The 12,633-nt window shown below is 60.3% G+C and carries 16 protein-coding genes; 10 read left to right on the top strand and 6 right to left on the bottom strand.

The window, feature by feature from the left end; all coding sequences use genetic code 11:
- Positions 1–134: 134 nt before the first annotated feature.
- Together APY03_RS06555 and APY03_RS06550 are read right to left on the bottom strand one after the other, a co-directional pair.
- Complete coding sequence (locus APY03_RS06555) at positions 135–452, bottom strand: hypothetical protein (protein ID WP_146039628.1); 318 nt, start codon at positions 450–452, stop codon at positions 135–137.
- Positions 453–576: 124 nt separating this feature from the next.
- Positions 577–780 carry a hypothetical protein gene (locus tag APY03_RS06550; RefSeq protein WP_068675115.1) on the bottom strand — a complete coding sequence of 68 codons (204 nt, stop codon included), beginning with the start codon at positions 778–780 and terminating at the stop codon, positions 577–579.
- A 54-nt stretch (positions 781–834) separates the two neighbouring features.
- Here APY03_RS06550 and APY03_RS06545 point away from each other — a divergent pair, with 54 nt between their 5' ends.
- The 3 genes from APY03_RS06545 to APY03_RS06535 all read left to right on the top strand — a co-directional run bounded on the left by APY03_RS06545 (position 835) and on the right by APY03_RS06535 (position 1,789).
- Positions 835–1,173, top strand: coding sequence for a hypothetical protein (locus APY03_RS06545; protein ID WP_068675113.1), 339 nt, complete (start codon positions 835–837; stop codon positions 1,171–1,173).
- An 80-nt stretch (positions 1,174–1,253) separates the two neighbouring features.
- Positions 1,254–1,445 carry a hypothetical protein gene (locus APY03_RS06540; RefSeq protein WP_146039627.1) on the top strand — a complete coding sequence of 64 codons (192 nt, stop codon included), beginning with the start codon at positions 1,254–1,256 and terminating at the stop codon, positions 1,443–1,445.
- A 101-nt stretch (positions 1,446–1,546) separates the two neighbouring features.
- The gene (locus tag APY03_RS06535) at positions 1,547–1,789 is read left to right on the top strand and encodes a hypothetical protein (protein ID WP_068675110.1); all 243 of its coding nucleotides are present in this window, start codon (positions 1,547–1,549) and stop codon (positions 1,787–1,789) included.
- Positions 1,790–1,925: 136 nt separating this feature from the next.
- Here APY03_RS06535 and APY03_RS06530 read toward each other — a convergent pair whose 3' ends face one another.
- The 4 genes from APY03_RS06530 to APY03_RS06515 all read right to left on the bottom strand — a co-directional run bounded on the left by APY03_RS06530 (position 1,926) and on the right by APY03_RS06515 (position 4,989).
- Positions 1,926–2,141 carry a hypothetical protein gene (locus APY03_RS06530; protein WP_068675108.1) on the bottom strand — a complete coding sequence of 72 codons (216 nt, stop codon included), beginning with the start codon at positions 2,139–2,141 and terminating at the stop codon, positions 1,926–1,928.
- 29 nt (positions 2,142–2,170) lie between these two features.
- Entirely contained in the window at positions 2,171–2,935 is a 765-nt protein-coding gene (locus APY03_RS06525; protein WP_162487240.1) for a Fic family protein, read from the bottom strand.
- A 103-nt stretch (positions 2,936–3,038) separates the two neighbouring features.
- Positions 3,039–3,716, bottom strand: coding sequence for a YkgJ family cysteine cluster protein (locus APY03_RS06520; protein WP_068675104.1), 678 nt, complete (start codon positions 3,714–3,716; stop codon positions 3,039–3,041).
- 163 nt (positions 3,717–3,879) lie between these two features.
- Complete coding sequence (locus APY03_RS06515; protein WP_068675101.1) at positions 3,880–4,989, bottom strand: DNA-binding protein; 1,110 nt, start codon at positions 4,987–4,989, stop codon at positions 3,880–3,882.
- A gap of 541 nt (positions 4,990–5,530) precedes the next feature.
- Here APY03_RS06515 and APY03_RS06510 point away from each other — a divergent pair.
- The 7 genes from APY03_RS06510 to APY03_RS06480 all read left to right on the top strand — a co-directional run bounded on the left by APY03_RS06510 (position 5,531) and on the right by APY03_RS06480 (position 12,567).
- Entirely contained in the window at positions 5,531–5,917 is a 387-nt protein-coding gene (locus tag APY03_RS06510) for a carboxymuconolactone decarboxylase family protein (protein WP_068675099.1), read from the top strand.
- Positions 5,918–5,928: 11 nt separating this feature from the next.
- Entirely contained in the window at positions 5,929–6,828 is a 900-nt protein-coding gene (mmsB, locus tag APY03_RS06505) for a 3-hydroxyisobutyrate dehydrogenase (RefSeq protein WP_068675097.1), read from the top strand.
- A 641-nt stretch (positions 6,829–7,469) separates the two neighbouring features.
- A complete protein-coding gene (locus APY03_RS06500) occupies positions 7,470–8,378 on the top strand; it encodes a LysR family transcriptional regulator (protein ID WP_068675191.1) in 909 nt (302 codons plus the stop codon).
- A 164-nt stretch (positions 8,379–8,542) separates the two neighbouring features.
- Positions 8,543–9,331 (top strand): SDR family NAD(P)-dependent oxidoreductase, encoded by a 789-nt coding sequence (locus tag APY03_RS06495; protein ID WP_332307378.1) that lies wholly within the window; start codon positions 8,543–8,545, stop codon positions 9,329–9,331.
- A gap of 391 nt (positions 9,332–9,722) precedes the next feature.
- Entirely contained in the window at positions 9,723–10,688 is a 966-nt protein-coding gene (locus tag APY03_RS06490; protein WP_068675093.1) for an alpha/beta hydrolase, read from the top strand.
- A 139-nt stretch (positions 10,689–10,827) separates the two neighbouring features.
- Positions 10,828–11,577, top strand: a complete 750-nt coding sequence (locus tag APY03_RS06485; protein ID WP_068675091.1) for a hypothetical protein — start codon at positions 10,828–10,830, stop codon at positions 11,575–11,577.
- A 24-nt stretch (positions 11,578–11,601) separates the two neighbouring features.
- Positions 11,602–12,567, top strand: coding sequence for a Bug family tripartite tricarboxylate transporter substrate binding protein (locus tag APY03_RS06480; protein ID WP_068675089.1), 966 nt, complete (start codon positions 11,602–11,604; stop codon positions 12,565–12,567).
- Positions 12,568–12,633 lie beyond the last annotated feature (66 nt).

Below are 12,633 nucleotides of genomic sequence, written 5' to 3'. Positions count from 1 at the left end.
GCACATCTCCTAAGAATAGGGGCCCCTTCGCGTGACCGCTTCGCAAATGTCAGCCGACCTTCGGAGCATTGCCTCTGAAGTACCGTTCATGGCCGCATGCCGCCGCAGCCTGCAAGAATGGGCCGCGTCCGATGCTATGCGCCGACTAGAGCAAGTCCCAGTCGGCGGCGCAAACGAGCGCGAAGGAGGGCGGTCGTGCCCCATACCAGCGCCGTGTTCGTGGCCAACCCGAGGGACACGATCACTGCGCCGCGCTCGGCGAAACCTTGTCCAAAGTCCAGGAGAAGAAGTGCCAGGGACCAGGGCAGCGCGCACAAGATCGCCACGAACAGCATGACGCCGTGTTCCGCTGGGCTTTGCGTCGCCGCTGCCAAGCCCACCGCCAGGGCGGTGACGGTGCCAGGTAGCCACCAGGCGTGGCGATACCAGAGCGGCAAACGGCGGTAGTTCATGAGCAGAAATTGTGGGATCTGCGGCGCAGAATCGCTGCGAACTTTCGCACACTGAGCCATAAAGCGTGCGTCTGTGGCACGCCTCCCACACTCAGTCGCTATCGAGACGGAGGACGGCGGGGCGTCACGGCGCCGTCGATCCGCACTTCGGCGCGCAGACGAGATGGTTCTTTCCGAGAAAACGCCGGGTGGCCATCTCCGTACGTAGCGCGAACTTCCCGCACTTGAAGCACGACATCATGGCTTCGGCGCGTGGGGTCGTGATGATGGAGCCTTGTGCCTTCTTGACATAGCGAAGGCCGTCCTGGGTGAGCTGTGTGTTGGACATCGGCGCTATTTTACCCGGAGGCAATTCTGCGCAGGGCGAGGGGACAATCTCCGCATGAGTTTCAAGACGACCCTTTTCAAGGCGCTGGAGGCCGCCGCAACGGTTCATTGCAACGGGCACCAGGTCGTGAGCAAGATGCTGGATCAGACACCGGAAGCGCTGCTGAAGCCCTACGTGGACCTCGACGACGGGGCGACGCTGTACATCCACGATGCGGAGATCCTCATCGACGACGAGGGCCGCGCCTACAGCACCGCGTCAGAGGCAGATACCGAGCCGCTCGTCTGGAGCTTCCAGGTCGTCCGCCCAATTGCCGCCAGCGACGTTTCCACCGTCGAGCGGCCGCCGCTCAAAGTGGCGGAAGTGGTCGGCCGCCTCAAGGCAGTACGTTAGAGATGCGCCAGGCCGTCACCGATTCTCACGATGACAATGCGCTACTAACATCCGCGGATCTGATCGAAAGAGGAGTTGCCGTGGACAGGGACATCATCGAGACGCGTGGCGCCGCGGCGCTACGCCGCCTCTTCACGGCGTCCAAAGGAGGTGCCATCGGACACGCACAACGCGGCGCGGCTCTTCGCGAAGCGGTCGTGAAACGCAGCGCGAAGACCTTCGGCGGCTCCGGGATGCCATTGATGCACCCCTGGGCGGAAAGGGCGGCGTGATGGAGTTCTCCAGTGACGAACGACACGCAGAAACGCTCGCGTTCTTAGCGCAGGTCCGGGACTACCTTGCTCGGTGGCCGCCGCATCCGATGAATCGGGAAATGCTGAAGAAGATCGACGCCCATCTGGAGCAGCCAGGCCATCGCCTGGTGGCGCGCGCTGACACAGTGCGCGCGGGCGGGTCCTATACCGCCGTCGGGCAGTGCCTTCTCGAGGCCGAGCTCAAGGGCGATGAGCTTGTCGTGCGCCTGCCGCGCAAGCCATCGACGGCGCCCGATGAAATGGTGCTTGCGGCGTTGAAAAAGGAAGGGATTGGCATCTCCCTCAAGCTGGCGCGTTCGTAGCGAATCGGATCCGCTGGTTCGCCTGGCTCTCACGCGTTTCGTTCGCCTGTACGGTCCGAGGGCTCGTCCGAAGGATAGAACGGTGATGTGATCACCCATGGGCATGTCCTTCGGCGGCGAGCGGCCTCAGGCCGCATCAGTGAGGCGAGCGCACGATCTCAACGGGCCCGATGCCCGAGTACACCGTCTCGCCTGTCTTGAGCAGCACGACGCTCCAGCGATCGCCCGGGGTGATCTTGTAGTCGCCCGGCTCGAACGCGAGCTCCATCTCCTCATGCACATCCGGGCCCAGCCATGAGGGCATGCGCAGCAGGGCAGGGGATCGGGCGAAGAGGTCAAAGGAGTCGGTCATGCGCCGATCGTAGCGGCGGGCTACGCCCCTCAGTTCAGGGCAGCGCGGAACCTGAACGCCTCGAGCATGAGCCCGCGATGCATGAGGTAGTCGCCGGCCTCGTAGTAAACGAGCTGCGCATCCAGGTAGGCGCCGACCATCGACTCGGGAAGCAGCATCGGCGACAGGCCGGCGGCGACGAGCAGGGCATTCTGGATGACCCGCGATGCGCGCTTGTTCCCGTCCTCGAACAGCTGGAGGTAAGACAGGTTGCATGCGGCATATAGGCAGGCATCGAATGGGTTGGCCGCGCGGGCCAGGCCCGCGAAGATCTCGGCCGCCAGCCCATCGAGGTAGGCCGCGCCATGCGGGGGCATGTAGTCCGTGCCGGTGATCCGGACATGCCTGGTCGTGCGCGTCGCGCCGAGCTGCTCGGCCGGTAGGATCTGGCGCATCAGCACCCGGTGGATCTCCCGAAAGCCTGCGAGTCCGGCCTGGACGATCTCGTGCGCGTTGTCGAGGATCAGCGTGTGGGCATCGCGCAGGTTCAGCAGCATCTGCGTTTCCTGGGGGCTCTTGCCCGCGGCGATGGTCCCCGCCGTCAACAACGCGTTCGCGTCTTCCCGCGAGTAGGTGTTCCCTTCCACCCGGCCCGACGTGTAGGCGAAGTCGATCGCCGACGCCTCCCGCCAGGCTGGATCGTCAAGGAGGTCGTGAAGCGGGGTGTGCTGCGCTAGGAGGCGCAACTCGTCCAACTCGGCATCGCGGAAGACCTCCAGGTTAGCAAGGCGAGAGGGGACGAAGGCGATGGTCATGAGGGCGATCGTCGCAGGATCGTGCGAGGTCTTCGATGCACCGGTAAGGGCTCTGTCCGAACCCTGGAATTCTTTCTCCATCCCTCCGCCAAGCGGCAACGGCTCAGCGCGGAAACCAACCGCGAATATCGGCGAAGCGTTGCTCGCTACCCAGGATCGAGCGATATGACGCCTTGTAATGACGCATTTCCAAGTACGGCACCCGGGCCACCTTCTCATCTTCCTCGGCCGTGGTTAGTCGGCACAGGAGATCGTCCTGATCGACGTTCACGTGGGAGCGACAATTGAATGGACGCACGTCGTAGATGGTGCAGGTGCCGACTCTGGAAAGGAACGGGCAAGCAACGCCCGTAGCTCGCTTCTGCCGCTCGGAGATGCCCCGTTCGGCTTCCTCCCCTGCGATTCCAGCCTTCGCGTCAAGTCGGCGGCCGGTCGCCTTGTGAATGACACGGGCTTCGGCTTCGCTTATATCAAGTGAAATGTGGCAACAGTGTGAGCAGCCTTTGCTACACGCAGTCAATCCCTTCGACGGAGCGACGGCGATATCGATGGCTTTCATAAGCCACTCAACCTTGCTCGCGGCATTCTTCGCTCTTGCAGCTCGGTCGAGCATTTCGGTTGACCGTTCGTGCGCGCGCTGCGTTACCTCAGCAGCCCGCATCTCCTGCAGCTTCGACTCGAGCCTGATTTCCAAGCCTCTGGAGCGCTCTTCGCACGCGGCTTTGTGTTCCTCGTCGTGTTTGGAGATGAAAGGATAGGAGGGAAGGGGGACGTTGGTCATTGGGGGCGCTTCTTTGGGAGGAGAGGTTGGCAAACGTCAGCTGAAAGGCCGCGAGCCGCATTCTTTTATCGCTTGATTGAATAGGTCACGAAAGTCCGAATATGACCCCTTGGCGTCGCGTACGCGCTTCTGTTGGCGGCGCCCGGTAGAAAGAGCCGCCGCGTCATTCCGAGGCTTTCCTGGCTCGCGATGTTCGGCCAGTGGGAGACTTATTGTTCTCTGCACTACGTGCCTCGATCTGGCGCAGCGCAGCAGTTGTGGCTGCTTGGCTCTCGCGCAGCTGCGCGATCTCCCTCTCAGCCTGGTCCTGGTGGCGCTGCAGCTGGGCGGCAAGGTCGTTCGCCCGGTGCTCTGCCCCGGCGGCCCGCTCTCGCAACATTGCAAGTTCGACCTTCCCCTCCTGCTCATGGCGGGACCATCCGGCCGCCGCCTCGCGGTGCGCGGACTTCTCGGCTTGGAGCGCCTGCTCTGCCGCGGCCAGCGCGGAGCGTGCAGCCTCATGTTCTGCGGCCCGGGCCTTCTGTTCCTTGGCGAGCTCGGCGGCAGCCTGGCCCGCGGCCACCCGCTCGCGATCGACGTCGGCAAGGAGCCGGCGCTCGTGCGAGACGTGGCGCTGCTCGGCTTCCTTCGCGTCGCGCTGAGCCGCGCCCAGTTCCATGGCTGCCTTCTCGCGCAGGGCTTCCTTGCTGGCCACGGCCTCGTCGAGCGCCTTGCGCAGGCGCCGGACCTCGGCTTCCGAGTCGCTGAGCAGGCGTGCGGATTCCTGCTGCTGCGTGTGCATCTGGGCTTCGATCGCCGCGACCGCCTGGCGCGAGGAGGCCAGCGCCTCATCGAGCGCGATGCGGGCCTGCTCGAACGAGGCTTCGCGCTGGGTCAGCTCCGATTCCTTCTGGGCAAGGGCTTCGCGCTGCAGCTCGAGCTCGCGCCGGGCCGCTTCGGTCTTCTGAATCTGCACCTGGTCGGCCTCGCGGCGCGCGGCCTCCCAGAACAGCTTGGCGGCCTGAACGACGGCCAGGGGCAACTGGTGCGCCTCGCCGTCGGCCAGGTTGGCGCCGCGGCCGTCCAGGCGCTTGCCGAGCGTGGCAAACCAGCGCTCCAGCATGGGGCTCACGGTGTTGGGCGAGCCGCTGCCGATCTTCTGGCGCACGCGCTCGATGGTCGGGCGCAGACCCTCGTGCACGAGCGCGTCGGCGGCCTCCCAGACCTGCGATTCCTGGATCCCACGGCCGCCGCGTGGCGCGAAGGTGGTGACGTTCGAACTGATGCTTTCCATGGGTGCTCCTGGCGGCTATGGGCGCTCGGACAGGCTCAAACCCAGTCGTTGCATCACAGCCCTGTTTACTTACGATAATAAAGGTAGCGCGTGGTCACGTTGTCAGCGCCCGGAGTAGCCGTTGCAGACCGGTTGCCGGTAGCTGGCTATTGACGGCTTAGCGCAATTTGACGCGTGAAGGCCCCGTGGGATTCAAGAGCAGTCTTCTCTCTCTTGGTACTCGTGGCCTCGTGGCGCTCTCATTCGCTCATCCCCTAGCGTCCTTACGTTTGGCCGTCAGCCAGCATGTGTCGGATTTTGCAGAGGACGAGGCGGCCACTGCTAGCTGAATGACGTCAGCCCAAGCTTAGGTCGGGGCCGCCTCGCCTCACCACACCTAGCCTGCATGAGACGTGCCGTGGTCGTGGGCGAACTCCGCAGGCATCCCTGAGGCTATACAGCTTTCAAAAAACGCCAATCCACCTTCTGCTGTCGTTACTAAGATTCTGTCTTCGGGCAAGTGATTGCCTCTCAGAACTCCATCAAATTTGGGACGTACAGCATGCATCAAACCAAAGAACTAGGCCTCTCGATACTGCAGAAGGTGCTTGGAGCGGAGTATTTTGCGAAGCGCCAAGCTTCCCAGAATGCCTTCAACGTCGAAATGCGGGGCCTTGTCGAGGAATACTGTTTTGGAACGATCTGGGGTCGGCCTGGACTTGACGCCCGTACACGTAGCATGCTGGTGCTAGCCATGCTGACGGCCCTCGGCAAAGGCGCTGAACTCAAGATGCATGTGCTTGGTGCAATCAACAATGGCTGTACGGTGGACGAGATCAAGGAAGTACTTCTTCAGGCCACCATCTACTGCGGAGTGCCGTCCGGCGTTGAGGCCTTTCGCGCTGCAGAGGAAGTTCTCAACCAGCTGAACTTGATTCCCAAGGCGTAAGAGAGTCGACCATGGCAAACATCGGCTTTATCGGCCTCGGCGCCATGGGTTTGCCCATGGCCGAAAACCTGCTGAACAAAGGGCACGTCGTATGCGGCTTTGACCTGTCGCAGAAGTCCCTGGCTCGATTTGCATCTCATGGCGGAACCGTCGCGACTGGCATCGCCGACCTCATGGCCCGTTCGGAGATCATCTTCACGATGTTGCCGAATGGCCCGATCGTGGTCGGCATGTTCGAGGCACCAGACGGCATCATCGCCAACGCCACGAAGTCGCATATCCTGATCGACTGTTCAACCACGGGCGTGCCCAGCGCGCGCAGGTTGCACGCCATGGCGCAGGCAAAAGGCGTTCGCATGCTGGACGCACCTGTGTCGGGCGGGGTTGGTGGCGCGGAGGCGGGCAGTTTGGCCATTATGGTCGGCGGCGATGCTGAAGTGTTTGCCCTGGTGAAGCCAGTCCTTGAAGGCATTGGAAGGAACCTCGTGCTGGCGGGCCCGGCTGGAGCCGGGCAGGCGGCCAAAATCTGCAACAACATGGCCGCGGGCATCATTAAGATCGCTATCAGTGAAGCGTTCGTGCTAGCGCGCAAGCTGGGTGTTGAAGACAAGGTCTTCTTCGACATTGCATCGTCGGGCAGCGCCCAGTCCTTCGCCTTGACCAAAAGCTGCCCCGTCCCGGGTCTCGTCGCGACATCGCCGAGCAGCCGCAACTACAGCAACGGCTTTGCCACAAAGCTGATGTTGAAAGACATGGTGTTGGCGCAAGAAGCAGCAATGGAAGCCGGCGCGGCCACGGTGCTGGGCGGCGCTGCGACGCACCTGTTCCAGCTCTGCGCCAATGCAGGCCATGGCGACCAGGACAACGGAATCGTTTATCAGTTCCTGCTCAATCAACAGCCTGCAAGGTGACGTTTGCGGAACCGCGTAGCCGAATCGGAACATCCCTGCGACGATCGGATCGCTGGCTGGCGCTTGCTTCACGGCAAGGGCTCGCACCGCGCTTGCAATGGCGCAAGCCGGCGACCCAACTTACGTCGAAAGACCTCCGCCGCAAGGATCGCAGCTGCGGCACCGCTCGTAGGCGCGTGGCAGCACGCGATAGAAGGGAGCCCGCTGAGGCAGGGGCCGAGAGATGCTGCGGGATGGTCGGCAAGCCCCGCAAGGCCAGGAAGCAACGCCTGACAGGTGCATGTCGCCTGCGCCATCCAGGTGGAGGCCAGTCTAGGAAGCGTTCGTTTGTCGTGTTCGACGCGGGCGCTGCGGATTTATCGGCCCTTTTTGCCTCGCGTACGCATATCGGGCGGGCCTCGCCCCGGCTTCCTTGCGCCGGCATCGGGTTCGGCCATGTCATTGAGCAGGGTCAGCGAAGCCATCGAGGACGATCTCATCTCCACCCTGACGCGAAGCCCGGCTACAAGTAGAGCGTGATGTCCACATGCTGTAGTTCGCGAACCAAGCCAGCGTAGCAGGTGTGACAGGCACAGGTCTTCGTGGATGAGGACCTCGATGATCAAATATTGTGGATCTTCCGAATCCAAGGGCATGTTCTGATGAAAATGACGCTTCGCCACATGGAGGTCTTCCGAGCCATCATCCTGGCCGGCTCGGTCAGCGCAGCTGCCCGTATGCTCTTCGTCTCCCAGTCGGTGGTCAGTCGAACTCTGGCGCACTTGGAGTCGCGCATCGGATTCGCGCTGTTCATCAGGACTGGCGGCGCCTTGCGCCCGACCGAGAATGCGCTCGCCCTGTTCAGGGACGTGAGTGAGGTCTTCAACGCGGCCGAACGCGTTGAAATGGTGATTCAGAAAATGGGCCTCCCAGCGCGGGGGCGCGTAGCTTTTTGCGCGAGCCCGTCATTGAGCTTCAGCGTCATTCCCTCTGCAATTAGCGACTTTGTCAAATCTGATCCAAGCGTCCAGTTTTCGGTGAAGACGTCTCTGATCCAGGAGATGCCGTCCGAGCTCCTTGGAAAATCTTCCGAGTTCAGTCTTTCCATCTGGCCGATCGATCATCCGAATCTCGACTGCGTGCCACTTTTCACTGGGCGCTTGAAGGTTGCCTTCGCTAAGGGGCACAGGTTGGCAGCCCTGGACCGCGTGGCCATCGACGATCTCAAGGACCTGCCCCTGATTTCGTTCATGAGTGATCAGTTCGTCACCAGCCAGATCAACCAGCGATTCCAGGCCGCAGGTGCAGTCGCCGATCCCATCGTGGAAGTCAGCCGGTCTGACATCGCCTGTGCGCTAGCAAGGCGGGGTGTCGGCGTGGCGCTTGTATACAGCTTTAGCGTGGATGACGACGCATGGGCTGGACTGGAAGTGCGGGACATCCACGTAGACATCCCGGTTTTCGCATACCTGATCACTTCGAAGTTCTCGCCGCTGTCCTCCCTGTCCGCACGCTTTGTTGAATTTCTGTGCAATTCCGCCGAATCCTTCGGTTACGAGCGTCTTCCCTGAAGCAGCCATGACGGCTGCCTGGGTTGGGTATGTTCAGCAGGCATGGCTATGTTCAAACCGACATAAGGATCTTCGCACCCGGACCCTGTGACCAGCACTATATTTGAGCAATCTCATGCTTGCAGCAACCTTGAAATGTGTGAGTCGGATTGGCTGCATAAAACTTGAAAGTCGCCGATACCATGGAAGAGCCAGTTGTCAAAAATCGAGTCGCCCTAGTAACCGGTGGCGCTGGCGGCATCGGAGAGGCCGTCTCCCATCACCTCGGCCGCAGCGGTGTAAGTGTGGTCATTGGCGACAAGGACGATGGAGGAGCACAGAACGCCGTGAAGCGAATGCATGCAGCCGGGTTTAAGGCTGCATCCCTCTGCATGGATGTCAGTGATTCGGGATCGGTGTCTACTGGCTTCGCCAAGATCGAAAGCGAATTCGGTCGCTGCGACATCTTGGTCAACAATGCAGGTATAGCGCGCGGTAATTACTTTCTTGACTATTCTCTCGCAGACTGGGAAGCGGTGATGCAAGTCAACGTCACCGGGACCTTTCTGTGTTCCCAACATGCCGCACGAATGATGGCGCGCGAGAACTGGGGCCGCATTGTCAATGTTGTCTCCATCGCGGGGATCAAGGCATCAGTAGGGCGTACCGCATACGGCCCGTCCAAGGCGGCGATCATTTCGCTTACCAAACAGATAGCGATTGAACTTGCTCTTTCCGGAATCACTTGCAATGCAGTCGCACCGGGCCCGGTCGATACGCCCCTCACACGCGCGAGTCATTCCGACAAGACGCGGGCGCTTTATCACAGCCAAATTCCCATGCGCCGCTATGGGACGGCAGACGAAATTGCTGCTGCAGTTTCTTTTTTGGCTTCGGAGCAAAGTTCATACATCACCGGGCAGGTGCTGGCTGTGGACGGCGGCTTTGTCGTTGGCGGGCTTCTCGAACGCTGAACGCATCGTCTGCGCCGATCTACATTGACGATACGCAGGCGCGGCAGAAACTCCTCGCTCCAGACTCTTGCGTAGTCTGCTCGAGAACCTCTGCACGGGTCAGAAGTTGGACATCCTTCTGAACCCTCCTTTTTCAAGCCTCTAAATTTTACCTGCGCAATCGACGACAGGTCGACGAAGCCATGACCCCAAGGCATGGCGACGCTTAATTCTGCAACCCTTTGGACCCCAAGTGCGGATTGCGTTGATTCAATGAACATGTAGCATTTGCTCATGCGCATGTTGGGCCATATTGAGCGTTCTGCTCATTCGTATTCTCAGATGCCTCCGACTTGGTGTCGTGCCTATTGAATGCCCCCAGTCGGAATCAAGAATCAAAGAGACACAAAACATGACTACTCGTCATTTGGTGCATCCCGAGTTGACTGGATTTTTGGATCAATATCCCACGCTCGAGATGACGCAGGAACGCCTCGTCTTTCTACGCGGTAGCCGCCCTGCGGCCGACATCAGGGGTACTGAAGAAGTTCAGGTGGAGGAGCGCTACATCGAGTGGAATAGCGGAAGCCAGCCTATTCGCGTGCTTGTCTTTCGGCCAGTGTCTAAAAAGATGGCGCTTCCGGTAATTATTCATATTCACGGCGGCGGCTATTTATTGGGCAAACCCGAAGACAATATTCAGGAAAACATCGAACTTGCCTTGTCGTGCGGCTGTGCAATTGTTTCCGTTGCCTATCGTCTTGCGCCGGAATTTCCATACCCGGCTGCACTGGACGATTGTCATGCAGTGCTGGCCTGGCTGTATCACAACGCGGCGCTGCTGCAGATCGACAAGACGCGTATTGCTATTAAAGGCGAGAGTGCGGGTGGTGGTCTGGCGGCCAGTCTGGCGTTGCGTGCGAGAGATGAGGGTCTTTATTCGATCGTCCTCCTGATCCTGATCGCACCTATGCTCGAGTACCCCATGGATCAAATAAAAAGAAAAAGCAACCCATTTTCAGGAGAATTCATATGGACCAAAGGCAGCAATATTTTTGCTTGGAAAGCCTATCTCGGTAATTTGTATGGGCAGGTCGATATTCCGACATATGCCGCCGCCGGCAATTCATGTAGTTTGAACGGACTTCCTCCAACGTTTTTGGCTGTCGGTTCGCTGGATTTATTCCTCGAGGAGGATGTTGATTTTGCACTGCGGCTCAATCAATCGGGGGTATCAGCCGAAATTCATGTTTATCCGGGCGCCTATCACAGTTTTCAGCGCGCCGGTGATACTTCATTCCTGAAGCGCCTCAAGCATGACTACCGTGCGGCCGTCAGAAATTCTTTCTGCAATGGCGATATCAAAGACGACCGCTGATATTTTTCCTTGAGCGTTCGGTAATTACCGCGTTGAAATGCAATTTCGCGCCCATAAGGCGTAGTTCGAGGGGCGCCGCTGTCGCATCTTGGGCAACCGAATGAGAATTTTCAAATTTTCTTGTAGATAGGAGACATACATGCACGTATTCAGTTCTACCCGGGCGCAGGCCGCAAGCAAACGGCGGCAGCTTGCAATAACGCAAGAAACTGGTGATTTGCCGTATCACAAATCGGAGTGGATGGAAAGCGGTGCTGATCCAACGCTCTCTCCGACGATTTTCCTCATCGAGCAACCACCCAACACGGTCGTTGAACCGCACTTCCATCGCCAGAACCAGTTTCAGCTGTTCGTTGGCGGCGGCGGCCGCATCGGACAGGAGACATTGCAGGCGGTGACCGTGCACTACGCGGGTGCCTATACCGGCTACGGACCCCTGGTGGCCGGGGAAAATGGTATCCAGTATCTCACGATACGCCCGGTGCTGGACACCGGCATATTGTTTGCGAGAGAGGCACGCGAGAAGATGCAGCGAGGACCCAAGCGCAACGCCACTTCTGCTCCTCTTGTCGCAATGTCAGGTGCCGAACGAATCGCGCTGGGGGCGACCCGGACCGTCGAGGCCATTCCTGTGGGCTCGGACGGCGTGGGTGCGCGCCTGCTTCAACTGCCTCCGGGCGCTGTCGCGGAGACACCATTCCCCGCTGCGGCTCAGGGCGCCTTTGTGGTTCTGCTAGCCGGCCAGCTCGAGCATGCCCAAGGGCAGATGTCGGCTTGGGAAAGCGTCTTTGCCTCCAGCCCTGACGATTTGCCTCGCCTCACAGCCGGACCGGAGGGCGCCGAGGCGATCTTTCTGTTCACTCCGCCACGGGCGTCGGCCTATTCCTGACGACACAAGAGCGAAGAGGAAAAAATGAAAATCAATCGCCGAGCCCTGCTGCAATACGCGGTCCACGCGTCTTGGTTCGCAACCCCGTGCCTTTGGGCGCAGCCTGCGGGCCGTCCCATTCGCATCATCGTGCCGGCTTCGCCCGGATCGTCTCTAGACTTGATGGCCCGCTATCTGTCGGGGCCCCTCCGCGACGGCTTAGGAACGGACGTCGTTGTGGAGAACAAGGTCGGCGCAAACGGCGTCATCGGAGCGGATTTCGTTGCGAAGTCGACGCCGGACGGCACCACGCTGTTGCTGACCTCTGTGCACCACTATCTGAGCAAGGTCGTCGCAGAAGGTGCGTTGCCTTATGACCCTGAAAGGGACTTCACGCCGGTTGCACGGCTAGCCAATGGAACGAACATGGTCGTCGTCCCTGCAAGCTCGCCCTACAAGACCCTGGAGGACATGGTGCAGGACATGAAATCCCGTCCCGGACAGGTCACGTTCGGATCGTCTGGCAGCGGCAGTACGACGCATCTTTGCAGTGCCTTGCTGAACCAGATGACGCACACGGAAGCGAAGAACATTCCGTACAGGGGAACAGCGGGCGCCACCACAGATGCCGTTGGCGGACAAGTCGACTTCACGTGTCAAAGCACCTCGACGGCCTTGCCTCTCGTGAAAGCTGGCCGCCTGCGCGCTCTCGGTCAAACGGGCAAGCGCAGGCTGGAGGGGATACCCGATGTCCCAACGGTTGCCGAAGCGGGTGTCGCGGGCTACGAGGCCGTGTTCTTTCTAGCACTGCTCGCGCCTGTAGGTACCCCCGCGCCGATCATCAACAGGCTGTCAGATAGTTTGGTAAAGATCGCCGGCACCTCCGCATTCAAGGAGTTCTGCGCCATGCAGCAACTCGCGCCCGACTTTGCGGATGCCCAGGCCTTCAACGCCCAGATACCCGGAAATGTGGCGCGCTGGCTGCAGATTGCCAAGGCATCGAAGCAGTAGCAGCCCGAGGAACACGAGGCGCCGCGGTCGTGCGTCGGACAAACAGGGCACGACACATCCGGATTT

It is taken from the genome of Variovorax sp. WDL1 (genome assembly GCF_001541225.1).
GTDB lineage: Bacteria > Pseudomonadota > Gammaproteobacteria > Burkholderiales > Burkholderiaceae_C > Variovorax.
The sequence above is the reverse complement of the archived record's forward strand: the minus strand, read 5'-3'. Positions and strand labels throughout refer to the sequence as shown.